The 21684-nt window shown below is 63.2% G+C and carries 19 protein-coding genes; 11 read left to right on the top strand and 8 right to left on the bottom strand.

The genetic code is table 11. The features are described 5' to 3' along the window. Positions 1 to 26: 26 nt before the first annotated feature. The 4 genes from sfsA (at position 27) to radC (ending at position 3223) form a co-directional block, all read left to right on the top strand. Positions 27 to 755 (top strand): DNA/RNA nuclease SfsA, encoded by a 729-nt coding sequence (sfsA, locus tag AC6I9R_RS01425; protein ID WP_461426885.1) that lies wholly within the window; start codon positions 27 to 29, stop codon positions 753 to 755. Positions 756 to 830: 75 nt separating this feature from the next. Further along, on the top strand, positions 831 to 1640 hold the full coding sequence (map, locus tag AC6I9R_RS01430; protein WP_461426884.1) for a type I methionyl aminopeptidase: 810 nt from the start codon (positions 831 to 833) through the stop codon (positions 1638 to 1640). Between the two features lie 62 nt (positions 1641 to 1702). Beyond that, positions 1703 to 2395: a hypothetical protein gene (locus tag AC6I9R_RS01435; RefSeq protein WP_461426883.1), complete on the top strand. Its 693-nt coding sequence runs from the start codon at positions 1703 to 1705 to the stop codon at positions 2393 to 2395. A 54-nt stretch (positions 2396 to 2449) separates the two neighbouring features. Further along, positions 2450 to 3223 carry a RadC family protein gene (radC, locus tag AC6I9R_RS01440; protein WP_461426882.1) on the top strand — a complete coding sequence of 258 codons (774 nt, stop codon included), beginning with the start codon at positions 2450 to 2452 and terminating at the stop codon, positions 3221 to 3223. 126 nt (positions 3224 to 3349) lie between these two features. On the opposite strand, the gene AC6I9R_RS01445 is transcribed toward radC, so the two are convergent. The 3 genes from AC6I9R_RS01445 to secA all read right to left on the bottom strand — a co-directional run bounded on the left by AC6I9R_RS01445 (position 3350) and on the right by secA (position 8730). After that, on the bottom strand, positions 3350 to 4891 hold the full coding sequence (locus tag AC6I9R_RS01445; protein ID WP_461426881.1) for a phosphate ABC transporter substrate-binding/OmpA family protein: 1542 nt from the start codon (positions 4889 to 4891) through the stop codon (positions 3350 to 3352). 24 nt (positions 4892 to 4915) lie between these two features. Further along, positions 4916 to 5905 (bottom strand): hypothetical protein, encoded by a 990-nt coding sequence (locus AC6I9R_RS01450; protein ID WP_461426880.1) that lies wholly within the window; start codon positions 5903 to 5905, stop codon positions 4916 to 4918. 125 nt (positions 5906 to 6030) lie between these two features. Further along, positions 6031 to 8730 carry a preprotein translocase subunit SecA gene (gene secA / locus AC6I9R_RS01455; protein ID WP_461427074.1) on the bottom strand — a complete coding sequence of 900 codons (2700 nt, stop codon included), beginning with the start codon at positions 8728 to 8730 and terminating at the stop codon, positions 6031 to 6033. A 226-nt stretch (positions 8731 to 8956) separates the two neighbouring features. Between secA and AC6I9R_RS01460 the strand changes: the two genes are divergently transcribed. Genes AC6I9R_RS01460 through mutT form a run of 3 tightly spaced genes read left to right on the top strand, consistent with a single transcriptional unit; the run spans position 8957 to position 11479 of the window. Further along, on the top strand, positions 8957 to 9808 hold the full coding sequence (locus tag AC6I9R_RS01460; RefSeq protein ID WP_461426879.1) for a foldase protein PrsA: 852 nt from the start codon (positions 8957 to 8959) through the stop codon (positions 9806 to 9808). Between the two features lie 28 nt (positions 9809 to 9836). After that, a complete protein-coding gene (gene argJ / locus AC6I9R_RS01465) occupies positions 9837 to 11084 on the top strand; it encodes a bifunctional glutamate N-acetyltransferase/amino-acid acetyltransferase ArgJ (RefSeq protein ID WP_461426877.1) in 1248 nt (415 codons plus the stop codon). Beyond that, the gene (gene mutT / locus AC6I9R_RS01470; RefSeq protein ID WP_461426876.1) at positions 11081 to 11479 is read left to right on the top strand and encodes an 8-oxo-dGTP diphosphatase MutT; all 399 of its coding nucleotides are present in this window, start codon (positions 11081 to 11083) and stop codon (positions 11477 to 11479) included. Before argJ ends, mutT begins: the two co-directional genes overlap by 4 nt. Before the next feature lie 342 nt (positions 11480 to 11821). Here mutT and hemH read toward each other — a convergent pair whose 3' ends face one another. Beyond that, positions 11822 to 12901, bottom strand: a complete 1080-nt coding sequence (gene hemH, locus AC6I9R_RS01475) for a ferrochelatase (RefSeq protein ID WP_461427073.1) — start codon at positions 12899 to 12901, stop codon at positions 11822 to 11824. Between the two features lie 5 nt (positions 12902 to 12906). Further along, positions 12907 to 13548: a methyltransferase domain-containing protein gene (locus AC6I9R_RS01480; RefSeq protein WP_497863053.1), complete on the bottom strand. Its 642-nt coding sequence runs from the start codon at positions 13546 to 13548 to the stop codon at positions 12907 to 12909. Between the two features lie 274 nt (positions 13549 to 13822). On the opposite strand from AC6I9R_RS01480, the gene AC6I9R_RS01485 reads away from it, so the two are divergent. Genes AC6I9R_RS01485 through AC6I9R_RS01495 form a run of 3 tightly spaced genes read left to right on the top strand, consistent with a single transcriptional unit; the run spans position 13823 to position 15360 of the window. Next, positions 13823 to 14551: a double zinc ribbon domain-containing protein gene (locus tag AC6I9R_RS01485; RefSeq protein ID WP_461426874.1), complete on the top strand. Its 729-nt coding sequence runs from the start codon at positions 13823 to 13825 to the stop codon at positions 14549 to 14551. Between the two features lie 47 nt (positions 14552 to 14598). After that, on the top strand, positions 14599 to 14859 hold the full coding sequence (grxC, locus tag AC6I9R_RS01490) for a glutaredoxin 3 (RefSeq protein ID WP_461426873.1): 261 nt from the start codon (positions 14599 to 14601) through the stop codon (positions 14857 to 14859). 57 nt (positions 14860 to 14916) lie between these two features. Continuing rightward, positions 14917 to 15360: a MarR family winged helix-turn-helix transcriptional regulator gene (locus tag AC6I9R_RS01495; RefSeq protein ID WP_461426872.1), complete on the top strand. Its 444-nt coding sequence runs from the start codon at positions 14917 to 14919 to the stop codon at positions 15358 to 15360. A 68-nt stretch (positions 15361 to 15428) separates the two neighbouring features. Here AC6I9R_RS01495 and ubiG read toward each other — a convergent pair whose 3' ends face one another. Beyond that, positions 15429 to 16181 carry a bifunctional 2-polyprenyl-6-hydroxyphenol methylase/3-demethylubiquinol 3-O-methyltransferase UbiG gene (gene ubiG, locus AC6I9R_RS01500; RefSeq protein ID WP_461426871.1) on the bottom strand — a complete coding sequence of 251 codons (753 nt, stop codon included), beginning with the start codon at positions 16179 to 16181 and terminating at the stop codon, positions 15429 to 15431. A 68-nt stretch (positions 16182 to 16249) separates the two neighbouring features. On the opposite strand from ubiG, the gene pip reads away from it, so the two are divergent. Next, positions 16250 to 17239 carry a prolyl aminopeptidase gene (pip, locus tag AC6I9R_RS01505; protein WP_461426870.1) on the top strand — a complete coding sequence of 330 codons (990 nt, stop codon included), beginning with the start codon at positions 16250 to 16252 and terminating at the stop codon, positions 17237 to 17239. 56 nt (positions 17240 to 17295) lie between these two features. Here pip and AC6I9R_RS01510 read toward each other — a convergent pair whose 3' ends face one another. Beyond that, a complete protein-coding gene (locus AC6I9R_RS01510; RefSeq protein WP_461426869.1) occupies positions 17296 to 20283 on the bottom strand; it encodes an error-prone DNA polymerase in 2988 nt (995 codons plus the stop codon). A gap of 146 nt (positions 20284 to 20429) precedes the next feature. Then, entirely contained in the window at positions 20430 to 21662 is a 1233-nt protein-coding gene (locus AC6I9R_RS01515; RefSeq protein ID WP_461426868.1) for a Coenzyme F420 hydrogenase/dehydrogenase, beta subunit C-terminal domain, read from the bottom strand. Positions 21663 to 21684 lie beyond the last annotated feature (22 nt).

Consider the following 21684-nt stretch of genomic DNA (forward strand, 5'->3'; position numbering starts at 1 on the left):
CTCTTCATCGGTATAGGTCCCTGCCCATGAAGTTTCCAACCCCCCTCGTCCCCGCCACGCTGATCCGCCGCTACAAGCGCTTCCTTTCGGATGCCGTGCTGGAGGATGGGCGCGAGATTACGGCGCATTGCCCGAACCCCGGCGCGATGCTGGGTCTGAAGGACGACGGGGCCCGGATTTGGCTGCTGCCCAACGATGACCCAAAGAAAAAGCTGAAGTTCGGCTGGCGATTGGTGGAGCTTCCGGGCGGCCATTTCGCGGGCATCGATGCGGGCTTGCCGAACGCGCTGGTGAAAGAGGCACTGGCGGAAGGGAAGATTGAAGCGTTGCGGGGCTATTCCAGTATCAAGCCCGAGCAGAAGTACGGCGATGAGAATTCCCGCATCGACTTCCTGTTGGCTGAGCCGGGCAGACCCGATGCGTTTGTGGAGGTCAAGAACTGCCACCTGCGGCGGGAGGGCGATTGGGCCGAGTTCCCCGATTGTGTCACCGCGCGGGGCGCAAAACACCTGCGAGAACTCACCAAGATCGCCCAAGCCGGGGGCCGCGCTGTCATGCTCTACGTCGTGCAACGCACCGATTGTGCCTGCTTCCGCCTCGCGCCCGACCTGGATCCGGCCTATGCACAGGCCTTTGATGCTGCCCGCGCGGCGGGGGTTGAAGTGCTTTGTCACGGTACGCAGATTAGCCCCAAGGGGATCACACTGACCGGGCCCTTGCCGGTCGATCCGACCCCGCAATCCCCATTGCTTTGACGTCACATCACCGTCACTGGAAATCTGCCCCTCAAAGGCGTAAATTACCCTCAACATCTGCCTCGGAGGTCCGTTTTGGACGATTTCACTGGCCGCCTCACCAAAGACGGCATCCGCATTCATCAAACGATCGACTTCGCCGGTATGCACCGCGCGGGGGCGCTGGCGGCTGACATTCTGGATCGCATTGCGCCTCTGGTGGTGCCGGGCGTGACGACGGGTGCGCTGGATGCGCAGATTGAGGCCTGGGTGACAGAGGCCGGGGCGACCAGCGCCACCATCGGTTATCGTGGCTACAAACACGCCAGCTGTATCAGCATCAATCATGTCGTTTGCCATGGCATCCCCGGCGACAAGCGGCTGAAGGATGGCGATATCGTGAATATCGACGTGACGGTGATACGTGACGGCTGGTTTGGCGATACCTCTCGGATGTTTGTGGCGGGCAACCTACCGCGCAAGGCCGAGCGGTTGATCCAGGTCACGCACGATGCGCTTTTCAAGGGCATCGAAGTGGTCAAGCCCGGCAAGACCTTCGGCGACATCGGTCATGCGATCCAGTCGTTCGTCGAAGGCAAGCGGATGTCCGTGGTGCGTGACTTCTGTGGCCATGGGCTCGGGCAGGTGTTCCATGCGCCGCCCAACGTGCTGCACTACGGGCGCCCCGGAACGGGTCCTGTGCTGGAAGAAGGCATGTTTTTCACCATCGAGCCGATGGTGAACCTTGGCCGCCCCGAGACCAAGGTCCTGTCCGACGACTGGACCGCCGTAACCCGCGACAAATCGCTGTCGGCGCAGTTTGAGCATTCCATTGGCGTGACGGCGGATGGGTTCGAGATCTTCACATTGTCTCCGACGGGGAAATTCCACCCAACCTGGGGCTAAGGTTTGACGCAGGGCGCGCCTGCGGCCTAGGCTTATGGCATTCCAACCCAAGGACGGTTCCCATGCGCATCTCTCTTTTCGTGGCGGCCCTCGCCTTGGCCGCCCCTGTCTATGCCCAGTCTGTGCAATTGGGCGGAGATACGGCCTTTAACCCGCTGGAGGTTGCGACCTTCGATACCTCTGTTCCCTATGTCCTGGATCAGGCCTTCGCCGACACCCACGGCGTGCCACTGCCGTCTCCGTTTCAGGTGGCGCTGCCCGGCCACGACGGCCTTCATGTTCAGTCGATCCCGGCGCCATCAAGCGGCGCGACCGTCGTGTTCGTCTTCTCGCAAGACGCGCCCCTCGCGCAGGACCGCGCGTTCCTGGAAGACCTGCAGATCACCCGGTTCAACTTGCCGATGTATGAAGACGCCGCTGACCCGATACATGAGCGTCGCGTCTTTGCGGCAGGTCAGTTGGAAACGCAGATCTTTCCGCAATTTGCCAGCAGCTTTGAGGGTGCCGAGATCTTTGCGATCGAAGCGGTCGAGCTGGGAAATTCTTCCGGCGCCCTGCAGTTGGTCGCGGGTTACTTTGATCAGCAAAACGGCGACAACATGATGTTGCGCGCCGTGGTGCTCCCTCACCCCGACCGCCCGGAAGGCTACCTGGCCATTGCCAATATCAATCTTGATCTCATCCCGGTCACGGACCCGCAAACCCTCGCGGCGACGGCAACCGGGCGCGTTTTGTCGAGTTGGCAGTTTCAGTAGACTTGAACCGACTGGGCTAACGATCCGTTAACGTTTTGGGGGCAGACTGCCCCCATGTCGGATCAGCCCACATTCTCCTTCGATGAAGCCTCGCCGCAATTCGTAGACGCGACGCCGGTTGCGCCGCGCAGGGCAGGCGGGCCCTCCAGGGGGGCCGAGGATCACCGCCTGAAACACCGCGACCGCCTGCGCGCGCGGTTCACGGACGGCGGCCCGGACGCCGTGCCGGATTATGAGTTGCTGGAGATGATCCTCTATGGCGCCATCCTGCGGGGCGACACAAAGCCGCTCGCCAAACGGCTGATTGCGCAGTTTGGCGACCTCAACCGAGTCCTCGCAGCCCCCAAGGCTCGCCTCAAGGAGGTCGAGGGTGTTGGCGATAAGGTGGTCTTCCAGCTCAAGTTGATCGAGGCGACGGGGCACCGGATGGCGCGGGCGAAGGTGATCCAGAAACCGATCCTGTCGTCGTGGGACGCTCTGTTAGACTATTGCCAAACCGCTATGGCGCATCGCGATCTGGAGCAGTTCCGTGTCCTCTATCTGGACCGCAAGAACGTTCTGGTTGCGGACGAAGCCCAAGCCGACGGCACGGTGGATCATGTGCCTGTCTATCCGCGGGAGGTCGTCAAACGCGCGTTGGAGCTGAACGCTACGGCCCTCATCCTGGTACACAATCATCCCTCCGGTGATCCCACCCCGTCTGAGGCGGACGTGCAAATGACTTTCGCGATCCGCGACGCGGCGGAGGTTTTCAATATCGCCATCCACGATCACCTCGTGATCGGCAAAGCCCGCGAACTGAGCTTCCGCGCGGAAGGCTACCTTTAGGCGGGGCGCACCCCTCCTCGGACGCTGCCGCGCCCTCCTCGCAGCTGCTCCGTTCATCTTGCTTGGGTGTCCGGGGGATGAAATGGGCGACTTTGCGTGCCCAAGGGCAAGCAGAGGCGCAATCCCTCAATCGACCCACACCTCGACCCGCCGGTTCACCGCGCGGCCCCAATCGGTGTCGTCGCAGGCCATCGGCATCGCCTCTCCGAACCCGACGGGGATCATCTCGACCCGCTCGGATCCCGCGACGCCTGCGGCCAGAACCGCGTCCAACACCACGCCGGCCCGGCGCAGGGACAGGCGCGCGTTGACTGTTGAGGGGCCGTCGCCGTCCGAGAACCCTGCGAAAATCAGCTGTCGTCCGTCAAACGTGCCCCGCTCAATCGCGGCGGCCAGGCGGCTGACCGACGCGCGGGACTGGATGTCCAATTCCGCGCCGCCGGGGTTGAACCGCAGGGTGGTCGACAGCCGCTCTGCGTTACCCAGGACCTCCACGACCTGCTGCAGTTCGGACAGCTCCACGTCTTCGCCCGCGGCTCGGATCGCGTTGCTCAGCCGTTCGCCCTGCAGCGCAAGCGGGGTGCGGGTCAGCAGTTGGTTCACGAAACCGGCGTCACGGACGATGCCTTCGGCGACTTCCGTTTCCGTGAAAGCCAGGAATTGCCGCACCAGAAGCGGCAGGCGGCGCGGGGCGAGGTACATGGTGACCGGCGCGGTCAGGGGATAATCCTCGGCCTTTACCGCATCGACACTGGCGCTGAGCGGGAAGCCGCAATCCCCGATCAACGGCACGGCGCGCGCGGGTCCCACGCCAGAGCGTGCTGTGATCCCCACCGCGTAGGCATCGCGGGCGACGGCTTGCGCCAGGGCGTCAGCGCTTTCATGGCGGATGATTGCCGCGCTTAGGCCCGCCTCGGAGGGCAGCAGCACCCGTGTTGCGAAGGCCTGCGACAGGCCAAATCCCGGGGCCAAGGCGTGCAAAGCAATCGGCGCATCGGGCCCGCCCAACTCCTGCCAATTGGTCACCTCGCCCGCGAACAATGCCGCGAGATTGGGCAGTGACAGCGCGTCGATGGGGTTCTCGGGGGATACCACCGGCACCAAGGCATCGAGGGCCAGCACGCTGACACGGTCATCGAGCGGCGGGTCTTCGGGGTTTGCGGCTTCCGAAGCGGAAACTTCTGCCACCGACGGCTCTCTCAGGGTCAGGGCGATGTCCGCCTCGCCATTGAGCAGGGCCAGGAAGCCGTCATCGGTGCTGCCCGGCGTCACCGCAAAGCGCGCGGCGGGCGATCCATCGGCGCGGCGCAGGACGTAGACTGGCCCGTCTTCCACGCCGACCGCCATCCCTTGCGCTGCAGCAAACGCCGCCAACAAATCCGGCAGCAGCCCTTCTGCCACGGTTGCGGCCCCCGCCACGCGGGCCTCTGCCACGAAGGTTGCAAGATCCGGGCACCCGGGCCCTGCGCAAGACACGCCTTCCGCCGAGACTGTCAGCGCGCCGTAGACCGTATCGAGCCGGTAAAACGCGCCGTCATATGAAATCAGGTTGCCCTCCAACTCGACAGTGCCGTCAAGCGAGCGCAGCTCCACGTCCTGCGCCAGGGCGGGCGCGGCGATCCATGAAAAAAGGGCGGCCCCAAGGACCGCCCCAATGTGTTTCGACATTGCGAAACCCCGACGACGTTGGCCTCAATTCGTGGCGAGTCTCAGGTCGTCCAGCAGGTTTTGCAAGACCAGAACGTCACCCACCGCGTCGCAAGAGGGCACGGTGAAGGTCAGGTCCGTCACGTTGACCGGGCCGCCGGCCTCCATCCGCAGGGTCCAGGCCATCACGTCGCGGGTGCAATTGGTCTGTGTCACGGGGGCGTCGATAGACAGGCGCACGCTATCGCCTTCACGCAGGGTGGCGCGGGGCAGGGTATAGATGTGTGCGAAGCTATTGTCGGTCTCGATCATGGTCAGGAAACCGCCGTTGCCGGAAATCGCGGCCTCGGCGGTGGCAGGCGCTTCGTGCCAGACGTGACCCTGGTCGCCGAAAGCGGCGCCAAATTCCATCGCGTGCAACTCTAGGCCCATATCGCCCTGCCAGTTAAGGCCGATCCGGTCGAAATCATAGAGGTCCGGCAAGCCCACCAGTACCGTCTCTTCCACGCCGTCGGCGAAGGCGACGGAGAAAAAGGCGGGCGTCTCAAACGCCGGAATATCGAGGGTCAGCAGCCCCAACGCGTCGGTGCGCGCGTCGATCTGAAGGCCGGAATGGTTAATCGTGACGGCGGCATCCATGCGGCACGGGGCCATCACATCCAGCGCCACCATGGCCGCTGGCAGGGCCGAGGCGGTGACGGTGATGTCACACGGCAGGCCCAAGTCGCTTAGTTCGGTTGCTTCGGTGATCGGTGCGGCTGGGGTCGGAATGGGATCATCGAATGCCACGGGAATTGCAGTGGCCGCAGGGGTCAAAGACTGCTCGGCCATCGGCACAATGATGTTGTTTTCTTCGATGACAGGCAGTGTGGGGGCCATCGAGCCTTCGGGGCGAGACGACGAGGTCAGCGTGGTTTCTTCCACCGTTTCTGCAGCGCCGGGCGCAGTGACCCAACCCGATTCCAAGGCGAACAAAGCGCCGCCGACGATCAACGTGCCGCCAGCAGCCACACGGATGACGAGAGAATTCAGCATGTCACGTACACTCCACCTCAATTGTTTGGGGGAGGGTATCGTTTAGGAGTGGGGCGTGATTGTGCCGGAAATGGAGGGAATCCGGGGCGTTTCCCCTCCACTGTTCTCAGTTTTGCCGTAATGGCTTAAGAAAGCCGCCCGTGGCAGTGTTTGAACTTCTTGCCGGACCCGCAGGGGCATTCGTCGTTGCGGCCCGGGTTGCCCCAGGTGCTGGGATCATCCTCGACAAATCCGGGCTTGGCATCGACGAAGGCTTCTGCCTCTGCATTGCCCGCCGTGGTGGCGCCGCCCGCAGCGGCCTGCTGTTGGCGCAGTTGGGCCATCAGTTGCTCCTGCTGTTCCGGCGTCAGCGGTTGAATGCGGGCGAGTTTTTCGGTCACGTCGGCGCGCAGGCCGTCGAGCATCCCTTCGAACAGTTGGAAGCTTTCGGTCTTGTATTCGTTCAGCGGGTCACGCTGCGCGTAACCCCGGAAGCCGACGACCGAGCGAAGGTGCTCCAGCGTCAGAAGATGCTCTTGCCACTTCTGGTCGATGGTCTGCAGCAGCACCTGCTTTTCGATGTTGCGCATCTGCTCGGGCCCGAACTGGGCGGCCTTGGAGGCCATGTATTCGTCTGCCGCGCGCTCCAACCGCTCCAGCGCAACTTCCTGGTCGACGCCATCCTCGTCCGCCCAGGTCTCAATCGGCAGGTCCACACCCAGGTTTTGTTGGGCGGCCTCTTTGAGGCCATGGACGTCCCACTGATCGGCGTAGGATTTCGGCGGCATGTAGGTGTTGACCATGTCCTCGATCACCTGATCGCGCATGTCCTTGGCGACCTCGGCGATGTCCTCGGCGGACATGATTTCGCGGCGCTGGCCGAAGACGACCTTCCGCTGATCGTTCATCACGTCGTCAAACTTCAGCAACTGCTTTCGGATGTCGAAGTTGCGGCCTTCCACCTTCGCCTGGGCGCGCTCCAGCGATTTGTTGACCCAGGGGTGCACAATCGCCTCGCCTTCCTTCATGCCAAGCGTGTTGAGCATTTTGTCCAGACGCTCGGACCCGAAGATGCGCATCAGGTCATCTTCCAGGCTCAGGAAGAATGAGGATTTGCCGGGGTCCCCTTGGCGGCCAGAACGACCGCGCAGCTGGTTGTCGATCCGGCGACTTTCATGGCGTTCGGTCGCCAACACATAAAGCCCGCCGGCGTCCTTCACGGCTTGTTCCGCCGCAACATGCTCCACTTCCATACGATTGCGGATCTCTTCGGGATCAGCCTCGGGATCGGCGGCGATGGCTTCCATGATCTGGAATTCCAGGTTGCCGCCCAGTTTGATGTCCGTCCCGCGCCCGGCCATGTTCGTGGCAATCGTGATCGCCCCGAGCTTACCGGCATCAGCGACGATCTGCGCCTCTTGCTCGTGCTGGCGCGCGTTGAGGATGTTGTGCGGCAGACCGGCCTGGGTCAGCAACTGCCCCAGCATCTCGGACTTCTCAATCGAGGTCGTGCCAACCAGAACCGGTTGGCCCTTCTTGTGCGCCTCGGCAATCGTTTCGACGATGGCGGCGTATTTCTCCTGACCCGTGCGGTAGACGGCGTCGTCCTCGTCAATCCGTGCCACGCCCCGGTTGGTGGGGATCTCCACCACGCCCAACCCGTAGATATCTGCAAATTCCTCGGCCTCGGTGGTGGCCGTACCGGTCATGCCCGACAGTGTGCCATAGAGCCGGAAGTAGTTCTGGAAGGTGACCGAGGCGAGCGTCACGTTTTCGGGCTGGATCTTGCAGCCTTCCTTGGCCTCAATCGCCTGGTGCAGACCTTCCGACATGCGGCGGCCCGGCATCATGCGACCGGTGAATTCATCGACCAGCACCACTTCACCGTCGCGGACGATGTATTCCTTGTCCTTGGTGAACACCTTGTGGGCGCGCAGCGCGTTGGTCACGTGGTGAACGATGGTCGTGGACTCAGGATCATAGAGAGACTGGCCTTCGGGCAGAATACCCTCCGCCGCCAGCGTTTCCTCCAGGAAGTCATTGCCCTCATCGTTGAACGTCGCCTGACGGGTTTTTTCGTCCAGCGTGAAGTGGCTGTCCTGCACCAGCGGGATGATTTTATCGATCGAGATATAAAGGTCTGACTTGTCCTGCGTCGGCCCGGAAATGATCAGCGGCGTGCGCGCCTCGTCGATGAGGATCGAGTCCACCTCATCGACAATCGCGAAATTGTGACCGCGCTGGGCCATCTCGGCGATGGATCCGCGCATGTTGTCGCGCAGGTAGTCGAAGCCCAACTCGTTGTTGGTCGCATAGGTCACGTCGCAGGCATAGGCTTGGCGCTTTTCCTGGTCAGGCTGGCGCGGGTAGACAACGCCGGTGGTCATGCCGAGCGCGGTGAAGACCTTGCCCATCCATTCGCTGTCGCGCTTGGCGAGGTAATCGTTCACCGTCACCACGTGCACACCCTCACCGGTCAACGCGTTCAGATAGGCGGGGAAGGTCGCCACAAGGGTCTTGCCCTCGCCGGTCTTCATCTCGGCGATGTTGCCGCGATGCAGGAACAAACCGCCGATCAGCTGCACGTCAAAGGCGCGTAGGCCCAAGGCGCGCTTGGCGGCCTCGCGGCAGTTGGCAAAGGCTTCGGGCAGCAAATCATCCAGGCTTTCGCCGTTCAAAGCGCGATTGCGCAGATCAGAGGTCTTGGCAACGATGCCCGCATCGTCCAGCGCCTCGAACTCGGGCTCCATGGCGTTGATCTTGTCGATGATCGGACGGACGCTTTTTACCAGGCGGTCGTTTGGTGACCCAAACACCTTTTTCGCAATCGATCCCAGTCCGAGCATAGTCATTAACCTCATTCACGGCCTCTAAGGCGGGCCGTTGCCATCTGAACAATTCGTGTGGGTCCTCGGGTTGTTCGCCCTCGCGCGGCAGACTAACTATTGCGCCAACGGTCGAAGCCCCGGGGTCGTGTAACCCGTAAGCGAGATAAGGGGCGGCCTGATGATAGTCAACGTAAGGCGATCCTGCCGTTTCGGATGGTCGCGCCACACAAAGGAATTTCCCCCCATGAAGCAGCTTTTAGCCTCGGTCAGCCTTGTTGCGGCCCTCGCGGCCCCGTCTTTTGGCCCGGCCCTCGCGGATGGTCACGCCAGTGGCGATACTGTTCTGGCGACCGTGAACGGATCCGACATCACCGTCGGTCACCTGATCGCCATGCGTCAGATGCTGCCGCCTGAGTATCAGCAGCTTCCCGATGAGATTCTTTTTGAGGGCATGCTGGAGCAGTTGATCCAGCAACAGGTCCTAGCCGATGAGGCAGAGGGCAACGTGACCCCCTCGATGCAATTGGGCCTGGAGAATGAGCGTCGCGCGTTTCTTGCCGCCATGTACATGGACGACGTCGCCATGGCCGATCTGAGCGAAGAGGAACTGCAGGCCGCTTATGATGAGGCCTACGGCTCGGTCGAGCCCACGGTGGAATACAACGCCGCGCATATCCTTCTGGAAGGTCAGGAAGACGCCGAGAACATGCTGGCGGAACTGGGCGAGGGCGCTGATTTCGCGGAGCTTGCGGCAGAGCATTCCATCGGTCCCTCGGGTCCCAATGGTGGCGCGCTGGGTTGGTTCACCGAAGGCATGATGGTGCCCGAGTTTGAAGCCGCTGTGCTGGAGCTGGAGCCCGGCGAAGTGTCTTCCCCGGTGCAAACGCAATTCGGCTGGCACATCGTGCTGCTCAATGACACCCGCGAACAAGCCGCCCCCACGCTTGAGGACGTCCGTGCAGAGCTGGAAGAAACCATCCGCCGCGGTCGCGTCGATGCGCGCCTCGAGGAGCTGACCGAAACCGCCGAGATCGAGCGTATGGACGTAGAGATTGACCCGGCCCTGATCCGCGACCTAGACCTGATCGCGCAATAACGCCCGACGGTTTTGGGGAGAGACGCTTGTGACCGACACCACCAAGGGCGGGAACCCCGTCTCTCCGCTGGCCCCGGCCAGCTTCCCAGCACTTCCCACGATTGACGGCGTCCGCTTTGCAGCGGGCGCTGTTGGCGTCAAATACCGCAACCGGGTCGATGTGATGCTGGCTCATGTCGCCGCAGAATCGACCCTGGCGGGTGTATTCACCCGCTCTGCCACCCGCTCTGCCGCGGTTCTGGATTGCCAGGCAAAACTGGCAGCGCTCAGCGGCGAAGAAGGGTTCGCCATCGTCGTGAACTCGGGCAATTCCAACACGTTTACCGGCAAGCGGGGCGTCAGGGACGTGGATCTGATTGCGCAGGCGGCGGCTGATGCGCTTGGTCTGCCCGCGTCGCGCGTCTTCACCTCTTCCACCGGGGTGATCGGGGAACCGCTGCCGGCCCAGAAGATCACCGCCGCCCTGCCCGAGCTGGCCCGGATGCTCGACGTCTCCGCCGCGGAACCCGCCGCGCGGGCGATCATGACGACGGACACCTTCCCCAAGGGCGCGGTTGCGCGGGTGGACGTGGACGGCATGCCTGTGACCATCATGGGCTTCGCCAAGGGCTCTGGCATGATCGCGCCGGATATGGCGACGATGCTGGGCTACATCTTCACCGACGCCGCCGTGGCCCCCGATGCGCTGCAAGCTATGCTGTCGGAATGCAACATGGCCAGTTTCAACGCCGTGACCGTGGATAGCGATACCTCCACCTCGGACACCGTGCTTCTGGCCGCAACGGGCCGCGCCGAAAACCCGCTGATCACCGCGCCCCACGCTGGGTTTCAGGCCGCGTTGTTGGATGTCATGCAAGACCTCGCCCACCAGATCGTGCGCGATGGCGAAGGGGCCACCAAGTTCGTCGAGGTCCACGTGACAGGCGCCGAGACTGATGCCGACGCCGACCGCGTCGCCCGCTCCATCGCCAACTCGCCGCTGGTCAAGACCGCCATCGCCGGAGAGGACCCCAACTGGGGCCGTATCGTCATGGCCGTGGGGAAATCCGGCGCAGTGGCTGACCGGGACCGGCTGACGATCCGCTTCGGGGATATTCTCGTGGCCGAGCACGGCTGGGTTGCCGAGAGCTACTCGGAAGACGCCGCCGCCGCCTACATGAAAGCGCCAGAGCTGTTGATCGACGTCGATCTTGGCCTCGGCAACGGAAGCGCCACCGTTTGGACCTGCGATCTGACCCACGGCTACATCCAGATCAACGCGGATTACCGGTCTTGAGCGTTCTTCTGGTCTCTGCCGTCGCGCTCATTGATGCCGAGGGCCGCCTGCTGCTCGCCCAACGCCCCGAGGGCAAGTCCATGGCCGGTCTGTGGGAATTCCCCGGCGGCAAGGTTGAAGACGGCGAAACACCGGAAGAGGCGCTGATCCGCGAATTGCAGGAAGAGCTTGGCATCGACACCTGGGCCTCCTGCCTCGCGCCGCTGACCTTCGCCAGCCATGCCTACGAGAAATTCCACCTGCTGATGCCGCTGTTTGCCTGCCGCAAGTGGGACGGCATCCCGCAATCCCGGGAAGGGCAAACGCTCAAATGGGTCCGGGCCGCGGACCTGCGCGATTTCCCGATGCCGCCTGCAGATATCCCCCTGATCCCGATCCTGCGCGACTGGCTATAGGTCGAATTGTTTCTATCTGCGGAAAAAAGATGCGGCAAACCTCGGATTGCAGGTACTTTTTAAGTGATTTGTTAACTTTATTAGCTAACATATAGGGACAGCATCTGGGGGGATTAGACTGTGTTGACGACTGTCGTGATTGGGACCTGCGTGTCCATCCAAGGAAATTTCGTGAAACGTCTGTCCTGTGGCAGGGTCATGGTGCGCGTCGGCGAACAGCTTTTCACCGGCCGCCCGGTATCGAGCCCGCAAGCGGCCTGATCCAGCCTTAAACCTCTGATCTTAAACGAATAAAGCGGACCGTGCGGCCCGCTTTTTCTGTGTCCCGCGACGCGAACCGGCTCAGCCGATCCAACCGCGCAAATTGTCATCCACCACCGTCGCCAAAGCGTTCATATGCGCATCGTCGTCGTTGAGGCAGGGGATGTAGGTGAAGCTTTCGCCGCCCGCTTCCTCAAAACTCTCGCGAATCTCTTCGTTGATCTCTTCCAGCGTTTCGATGCAGTCGGCGCTGAACGCAGGCGCGCAAACGGCGATGCGCTTCTTCCCTTGCTCTGCCAGCCTTGCGACCTCTTCCACCGTGTAGGGCTGCAACCATTCTTCAGGGCCAAACCGGCTCTGGAACGTCGTCACAATCTGCGTGTCATCCCAGCCCAAGCGCTCTTTCAAAAGGCGCGAGGTTTTCTGGCATTGGCAGTGGTAGGGGTCGCCCTCCATCAGGTAGCGCTTCGGCACGCCGTGGTAGCTGGCGACCAGCACGTCGGGCTTTTCGTCCATTTCGGCGTAGGCGCGTTCGATGCTTTGGGCCAGCGCATCGATGTAAAGCGGGTTGGCATAATAGGGCTCGACTGTGCGCGCCTGGGGTTGCCACTTGATGTTCTCCAATGACCGGAAGAACTGGTCACAAGCGGTGGCCGACGTCGCGCCCGCGTATTGCGGATAAAGCGGGAAAAACAAGATCTTGGTGCAGCCCTGGGCGACCAGCGCGTCGACCTTGGACTTGGTCGAGGGGTTGCCGTAGCGCATGCAGTAATCCACTACGACATCGTCGCCGTAACGCTCCGCCATCAGCGCTTTCATCTTTGCGGTCTGCTCTTTGGTGATCGTTGCCAGCGGCGATTCGCCCGCCTCGTGGTTCCAGATCGACTTATACGCCGCGCCCGAGCTGAACGGGCGTTTGGTCAGGATCACCAGCTGCAACAGCGGCTGCCAGATCCACGGGCTGTAGTCGATCACCCGCTTGTCGCTGAGGAACTCATTCAGATACCGACGCATCGACCAATAGTCGTAGTTGTCCGGCGTCCCGAGGTTGGCCAGCAGAACGCCCACCTTCCCCATTTTCACCCGAGGGTGATCGGCGGGGGCGTGGGTCAAGGCTGGCGCGTCACTCGTCATCAAAGCTGGCGCATCTCCGGCTGGCATCATGTTCATTTCTGTTTCGAGCTTTCTTCTTCGGGGAGGTCATGGACCGGATTGGCCCCCTCGTCAAATTCCGTCACGTTCAGCGCCGTCGCCAATCGAGAGGTCGCAGCGCCGGGTCGCAGCGGTTGCTGCTGGCTCTCATGTGGCACCCATCCTGTAAGGAATACGAACTCGAAGCTCGCTTGGATGCGATTTTCTTTCGCAGGAAAGGATTCCTCGTAGATCGCGGCGGCGGTTGGGAACAGCGCGCGGGGGGGAATGGCCTTGTGGCGCCCGGCCAGCGCGTTGGTTTCGCCCATCGCACGCAGATCATGCATCAGCGCCAGAACATTGCTGTAAGTCACTGTTTTCCGGAGTGTATCTGCCACCGGCAGCGCCAAACCCGCCCGTTGCAACAGCGCGCCCATGTCACGCACCTCCGCCATGGGGGCGACGCGGGGGCTCAGCCCGCCCATCACCTGGGTTTCGGCCATGGCGAGCGCTTGGCGCAGTTCTGTCAGGGTGGCGCCGCCGAAGGCTGCGGCCAGGAACAATCCGTCCGGTTCCAGCGCGCGGGCGCATTGCACGACCTGGCCCACTGGATCATCGGCCCAATGAAGGCCCATGGCGTGGACCACCAGATCATAACTGCCTATTTCCAGGTCCAATGCCTCTTGCATTGGCACGATCCGGGCGTCTGGGACAAGTTCGCGCCAAATAATCGGAAAATCCGTCACAATTGCCGTGCGCGTAAACCTTCTGTTAACGTCCTTCAGTCTTTCCTGCAGTTCAGCCATGGCCTCATCGTGAAGGAATCGCGCATCTGCAATGCGCGGCATCGCACGGGCTCGATGGGCGGAAAGCGCTTGGGCATCTGTCAGGCGGGGCTGGGGCAAGGTGAGGCTCTGCGTGGTGGTGCTGCGCGGTATCTAGGGGGCAGGTATGAGATTGCAAACCATGTTGCATGCGGTGTTTCCGCCGGAATGCCTCAGCTGTTCCGCACGAGTGGAAGATGCGTTTGCGATCTGTGGCGCGTGTTGGGGCGATACACCGTTCATCCTGGGTGCCGCCTGTGACCTCTGCGGCACCGGTCTGCCGGGCCAGACCGCGGCTGAGGGGGAGGCGCTGATTTGTGGCGAATGCCAGCGCGTGCCCCGCGCCTGGGATCATGCGCGCGCGGTGTTCGCCTATGAAGGCGTCGGGCGGAAGCTGGTGCTATCCCTCAAGCACGGCGACCGCACCGACATCGCGCGCGCAGCGGGCCCCTGGATGGCCCGCGCAGCGGCTGATCTACTGGAGGATCAGCCGCTGTTGGTGCCCGTACCGCTGCATTGGACCCGCCTGGCGCGGCGGCGTTTCAATCAGGCGGCGTTGCTGGCCTGGTCGCTGGCGCGTCACTGCGATGCCGAGGTGGAGCCGATGGCCCTGCTCCGCCTGCGGCCCACCCCGTCGCAGGAAGGCCGGTCCCGGGACGCCCGCTACCAGAATGTGGATGAGGCGATTATTCCCCACCCCCGCAACGGCTCGCGGATGGAGGGGCGCAACGTGCTTCTGATCGACGACGTGATGACATCCGGGGCCACTCTTGCTATCGCGACCGAGGCCTGTCGCCGGGCCGGTGCCGAAAAAGTGTCCGTTTTGGCTCTGGCGCGTGTGGGGGACGATATCTAGATTGGCCGGGCCACGCCCTCGCAGGGCCCTCGCAGGAAATCGCACCTATGGCCAATGTCACGCTCTACACCTCGCCGCTCTGCGGTTTCTGCCACGCCGCCAAGCGGATGCTGACCGACAAAGGCGTCAGCTACGCCGAGATCGACGTCGCGCGCGACCCGTCCAAGCGGCAAGAGATGATGAGCCGCGCCAATGGCCGCCACACCGTGCCGCAGATTTTCATCGGCGACACCCATGTGGGCGGCTACGACGATATGGCCGCGCTGGAGCGGACCGGCAAACTGGATCCTATGCTCGCGGCGGAGTGACCCGGTAGGGGCGTTTCCCCTTGCGTCATGCCGCACTGCGGCGCTTTACTCCGCCCCATGGCGAAACACGATGATCCCCTCTCGGTTGCTCTGTTCAGCGAGGTCTTTATGATCGACCAGCTGGCCCGCGCCCGGCTATCAAAGGCTTTGCCCAAAGGCATGGAGCTAAGCCATTTTTCCGTGCTCAACCACCTTGTCGCCTCCGCCGATGAAAGGACGCCCGCGCAATTGGCCAAGGCGTTTCACCTGACGCGCGGCGCGATGACCAACACGCTTAACAAGCTGGAATGGGCGGGCCATATTCATGTGCGGCCTGATTGGGACGACGCGCGGCGCAAGATGATTTCGATCAGCCCGGCCGGTCGGCGGGCGCGCGAGGCCGCGATTTCAGCGATTGTCCCGATCCTGACCGAAGCGGTGGCCGAGATTGGCCCCGCAAAGGTGCGCGATACGCTGCCTTTGCTGCGCGATGTGCGTCAGAAACTGGAGGAAGGCGGGTAGCGCCATCCGATTACCGGGAACCGGTTTTCGGACTGGATTTCCCGCCGCCGTAAGGGGCCAAGCCCGTTTTAGGCGTTTCGTTTCACCGAGGCGGTCACGTAATTCACGCTCAGATCTCGCGCGCTGATCCCCCAGGTCCAAAGGATGGGGTTGAACACAAACCCCTTGCGATCCACGGGGTCGAGGCCGGCATCCTCGATCAGTTTGAACAGCTCATCGGGTGTGATGAACTTCGACCATTCGTGGGTGCCTTTGGGCAGCCAGCGCATCACATGCTCTGCACCGATGATGGCCATCAGGTAGCTTTTGGGGTTCCTGTTGAGGGTGGAGCAGACCATCAGCCCGCCCGGTTTCAGCAGCTGTTGGCAGGCGGTCAGATACCCAAGCGGGTCCGCGACATGCTCTACCACTTCCATGTTCAGCACGACATCGAACTGCTCTCCGGCCTCTGCCATCGCCTCGGCCGTCGTGTGTCGGTAGTCGATCTCCAGGCCGGACTGCGCCGCGTGGATCTGGGCCACAGGGATGTTGCGCTCGGCGGCATCGGCACCAACCACATCGGCGCCCAGACGCGCCATCGGCTCTGCCAGCAACCCGCCACCACAGCCGATATCCAGGATCCGCAGGCCCGCAAATGGGGCCTCCGCTGTCAGATCGCGCCCGAACTCTGCCGCGATCTGCTGGGTGATATAGTCCAGCCGCGTCGGGTTAAGCATGTGCAGCGGCTTGAACTTGCCCTCAAGATCCCACCACTCAGCGGCCATCGCTTCGAACTTGGCGACCTCATCGGCGTCGACGGTGTTAACGGCTGCGGCTGTCATGGACATCCCCTCAATCTCTTGTCACTTTGTTCCTACGCCTCGGGCGTGTCGCTCTATATAGGTTGGGCATGGATAAGTTCTCGGGCCAAAAGCGCGCAATCTCGCATTTGTTTCCGCCGATCGACCCGTTCGATCAGCGTATTCTAGAGGTGGGCGATGGCCACCACGTCTATGTGGAGCAATGCGGCAACCCGCGCGGCGCGCCGGTGGTGGTCCTGCACGGCGGGCCGGGGGGCGGCTGCAGCCCGGCGATGCGGCGCTATTTCGATCCCGAGGTCTGGCGCGTCATTCTGTTTGATCAACGCGGCTGCGGGCGCTCGCGGCCCCATGCCTCGACCACGGCGAACACCACCTGGCATCTGGTGGCGGATATCGAACGGATCCGGCACACGCTCGGGGTCGAGCGATGGGCTGTTTTTGGCGGATCCTGGGGCGCGACCCTGGGCCTCGTCTACGCCGAGACCCATCCCGATGCGGTTGCCTTCCTGGCGCTGCGCGGCGTTTTTCTTGCGATGCAGAGAGAGCTTGATTGGTTCTACGGCGGCGGCGCGGGCCAGTTCTGGCCCGACCAATGGCAAAGGTTCGTGTCGCTTGTGCCGGAAGAGGAGCGCGGCGATTTGATCGCGGCGTACAATCGGCGGCTGTTCTCGGGCGATCTGATGGTGGAAACCCGCTTCGCCCGCGCCTGGGCGTCGTGGGAGAATGCCCTGGCGAGCATGGACAGCGATGGCCATGGTGGCGAAAGCCCCGCCGACTACGCGCGGGCCTTCGCGCGGTTGGAGAACCACTATTTCGTCAACAAGGGCTTCCTGGAGGAAGACGGCCAGATCCTGCGGGATGTTCACCGGATCGCCCATATCCCCGGCATGATCGTGCAGGGGCGCTATGACATGATCTGCCCGCCGATCTCGGCCCATACCCTGGCGTCGAACTGGCCGGGCGGGCGGCTTCACATGGTGCGCGGTGCCGGACATGCGCTGAGCGAGGTCGGGATCAGCCAAGAGCTGGTGCGGGTGATGCGCGCCGTGGGTGAGAAGCGACCAAAGTACGGGTTGTGAGCGGGGCAAGGCCCTTGCAAGGGCCTTGTCTGGCTTTTCGAAAAGCCAGGCAGGCGTCATGGCGACTGAATGCCCGTGCTGAGGCGGGGCGCGGGCAAAGCCTTGGAAGGCTTTGTCAAATCTCTTTCCAGAGATTTCACCCCGACGGCTGCGGGCAGCACCATTAAACGAGGGTCAATCCCCGGGCTCAGCCGGTCGCGGATCAGCGCGACCGGGTGTGACCGCAGGGTCAGCCGCAGGGACACGTAATCCTCCACCACATTCTCCCCCTCCGTCATTTTCGGCAAATGCACCGACGGCTCCATGATGCCTTCGCCATCCAGGTCGCCTTTGAACAGGGGCAGCTCTTTTTTCGGCGTCAGGGCGCGGGCGGACCATAGCGCGTCGCGCCGGGTGATGCCGAGGCTGGCGAAGGCATCCGCCTCGGCCAAAGTTGTCAGGATCGCGGCATCCAATCCCGCCCGGCGCCAGACATCTTCCACGGAGGTATAGCCATTGCCGCGCGCGGCGGTCAGCCAGTCGGCCTCTTCTTCGCGGATGCTTTTGATTTGGCGGAACCCGAGGCGCAGGACCAGGTCGCCCTTCTCTGTCCGTTCCATGATGTTGTCCCAGCCGGATCGATTGATGCAGACAGGCTGCACCTCCACCCCGTGTTCGCGCGCGTCCCGCACGATCTGGGCGGGCGCATAGAACCCCATCGGCTGCGCGTTCAGCAGGGCGCAGGCGAAGATGCCAGGGTGGTGGTATTTGATCCAGCTCGATGCATAGACCAGCAGGGCGAAACTGGCGGCATGGGATTCCGGGAAGCCATAAGCGCCGAAGCCCTCGATTTGGGAAAAGCAGCGTCCCGCGAAGTCGTCGTCATATCCATTGGCGCGCATGCCCCGCAGGAAGCGGGTGCGCATTTCACTGACGTTGCCGTGTTTCTTGAACGTCGCCAGCGCGCGGCGCAGGCGGTCGGCTTCTTCCGGCGAGAACCCCGCACCGGTTATGGCGATCTGCATCGCCTGTTCCTGGAACAGCGGCACGCCGAGGGTTTTGCCAAGCACCTGGCCCAGGGCGTCGGAGGGAAAGCTCACCTCCTCCTCGCCGTTGCGGCGGCGGATGAACGGGTGGACCATGTCGCCCTGGATCGGACCGGGGCGGATGATCGCGACCTGAATGACGAGGTCATAGAAACAGCGCGGTCGCATGCGGGGCAGGAAGTTCATCTGCGCGCGGCTTTCCACCTGGAACACGCCAAGGCTGTCGGCATTGCAAAGCATATCGTAGACGGCCGGGTCTTCGGGCGGCAGGGTGGCAAGGGAATATTCCGTCTGGTGGTGGGTTTTCAACAGGTCGAAGGCCTTGCGGATACAGGTGAGCATACCCAGCGCGAGGACATCGACCTTGAGGATGCCAAGCGCATCGATGTCGTCTTTGTCCCAGCAAATCACCGTGCGGTCGTCCATGGAGGCGTTCTCGATGGGCACCAGCTCATCGAGCCGCCCTTCGGTGATCACGAAGCCCCCGACGTGTTGGGACAGGTGGCGGGGGAAGCCGATGATCTGCTGGATCAGCGTGATGGTTTGGGCGAGGCGCGGGCTTGTGGGGTCGAGGCCAATCTCGCGCATCCGTGCCATCTCGGGGCCATCCTTGGACCAGCTGCCCCAGATCTGCGAGGAGAGCGCCGAGAGGATATCTTCGCTCAGGCCCATGGCGCGGCCGACCTCGCGCACCGCGCGTTTGCCGCGATAATGGATGACCGTGGCGCAGAGGCCCGCGCGGTGGCGGCCGTAGCGTTGGTAGATGTGCTGGATCACCTCTTCGCGGCGTTCGTGTTCGAAATCGACGTCGATGTCTGGGGGCTCGTTCCGGGCCTCGGACACGAAACGCTCGAACACCATGGTGCCGATCTCGGGCGAGACGGAGGTGACGCCCAGGGCATAACAGGTGATCGAATTTGCTGCAGAGCCGCGCCCCTGGCAGAGGATCCCGCGAGACCGGGCGAAGGCGACGATGTCGTGGACGGTCAGGAAATAGGGCTCGTATCCGAGTTTGGCGATCAGGGTGAGTTCGTGGTTCAGCTGCTTCTTGGCGGTATCCGGCACGCCCTGGGGGTAGCGCCAGACAAGGCCTTCCAGCGCCAGGCGACGGAGACGGTCGGCGGCGGTTTCACCCTCGGTGATCTCGGAGGGGTACTCATAGCGCAGGCTGGCGATGTCGAACTGGCACCGCTTCGCGATGACCAGAGTGTTTTTCAGCCCCTCCTCGAGGCCTTTGAAGATGCGCTGCATCTCGGCCTCTCCTCGCAGCCGTTGTTCGGCATTGGCTTGGGCGGCGGTGCCGAGGTCTTCGACTTTTATCCCGGTGCGGATGCAGGTGAGCACGTCCGTGAGGCGGCGGCGGGAGCCGTGGTGCATGAGGGGCCGGGCGGAGGCGGTGATTTGCAGGCCGAGGGTAGCGGCCAGGCGGGTGTGGGCTTTGAGCCGGGCACCGTCCTGGCCGTCGTAATGGGGTTGAAGGCACAGCCAGGGCGCCAGATCGGTAATCCGTTTGGCAGCGGTGAGCCAGGGTTTTGTCAGGTGACGGGGGGCATGGAGGAGGAGTTCCAGCCCGTCGTGTTGGGCGAGCAGGTCTTCAAGGTGGAGGATGCAGGCGCCTTTTTCGGCGCGGAGGCGACCCGTGGACAGCAGGCGGCAGAGGGTGGCCCACCCGGTGCGGTCGCGCGGCAGGGCGGTGATGTGGAGGCCTTCGGTGAACACAAGGCGCGATGCCGGAAGCAGGCGCGGGACATGGTCGATATTGGCGCGCGGGGCATCGGGGATATGCGCGGGTTTGGGCGGGCCGATGGGATCGCGCGCGGCGGCTTTGGCGTCGTCGGTGTCCTGGCGGATCTTTTGCAGCTCGGACCAGGCGCGCACGATGCCGGCGACGGAGTTTTCATCGGCGATGGCGATGGCATCGATGCCAAGCAGCGCGGCACGGCGCGCGTAATCCTCCGGGTGGGAGCCACCGGTGAGGAAGGTGAAATTGGTGGTTATGGAGAGCTCTGCGAATCCCATGGGGTATTTGTTCACATTTTGTTCTAATTTGGGAGTCGGGTTTTAAGGGGTGTTTCGCGGCGCTTTTGGCGCGGGGGGCGCCGCCGGGGGCCAGCCCCCGGACCCCCGGGATATTTTTAGAACGGGGAAATAGGGAGCGTGCGTAGTTAAGAGGGGTGTTCGTCGTCCGAGGGGGTCAGGCCGTAGCGTTTGGCGACGCGCCACACGTGATCCGGGACCATGTTCTTGACCCTTGCGGGATGGGTGCGGCGCAGATGAAGGATGGTCTCGATCGCTTTCATCTCAACCCGGGCGCGGGCGAACTCCAAGCCGCGCGGGCCGATGCGCGGTTGCAGGAACGACACGAGGGGGCGGAGCCAATCGGGCATGGCGCGCAGAGGCAAGCCGCCCGCCGCGCGTTCGGTATTGGCGAGGAAGCCTTTGACGGCCCCCTCGCGTTTTCCCTTGTCTGTCAGGGGGCTGAACGTGACCTGATCGGCGATGGCGGCCAGCATCTCGGCCCCGCGGGCGTTGCGGGTGATCACCCATTGGTCGCCGTCGCCGCCCATGTAGCCCACGGTGATATCCGCCAGCCGGTTGGTGTAATCGACGCAGGTCTTGCAGGTGAGGGGGAAGAAATCCGGGTCCAATTGCGAGATCGGCAGCTTCAGGAACGGCACCACGCGGGGTTTGCGGCCATCATCAAAGCGCAGTTCCACCTTATAGTCGGCGCGGAACTCCAGGTAGCTGATCGTCTCGGGCGCGTCGTCCAGCAGGCTCAGGAAGTGGTGGAAGTTTTCGGTCGTGGTGTTGTCAGAACACGGGGTTCCGATGACATAGAGCCGCTCTAGCCCCAGGTCTTTCTCGATCTGGCGCAGGGCGTAGACCTGGCAGGGGATGCCGATGACGGCGATGCGCCTGTGACCCGCCGCCATGGCCGGTTCCAGGGCCGCGAGTGTCGGGGCGTAGCCCATGCGCATGCCGCGACATTGCGCGAGATCGGCGGGATCGGTGACGATGACGGGCAGGGGTTTCCAGCGATCCTCGGGGTGCGGGGCGACGGCGAGCACGGCGGTCACGGCTCCCCGGCGCAGAAGCTCGGCGGCGAGTTCCGTGGTAATGCCGGTCCATTGGGCGCCCTCGGACGGGGCGCTCAGGCGGGCGCGCTGCATGGCGGTGGTGACGCCGAAAAACGCCTCGTCGTCCCGCGCTGGGTCAGCCGTGCGGCCATGGGCGCGCACCTCGGACGCGGGGTAATCCGGCGCGATGAACTGGCAGGCTTTACCGCAGGCCTTGCCGTCGCCCATGCGGCTGATGCCGCAATCGGTGCAGAGGCCGGGACGGGCGGCTCCGGTCAGTTCAGGGGCGGTGATCCCGCCAAGGCGCGTGTCTTTGGGCATGGCGCACTGTCGGGCGCGACAG

This window comes from Gymnodinialimonas sp. (assembly GCF_059726805.1).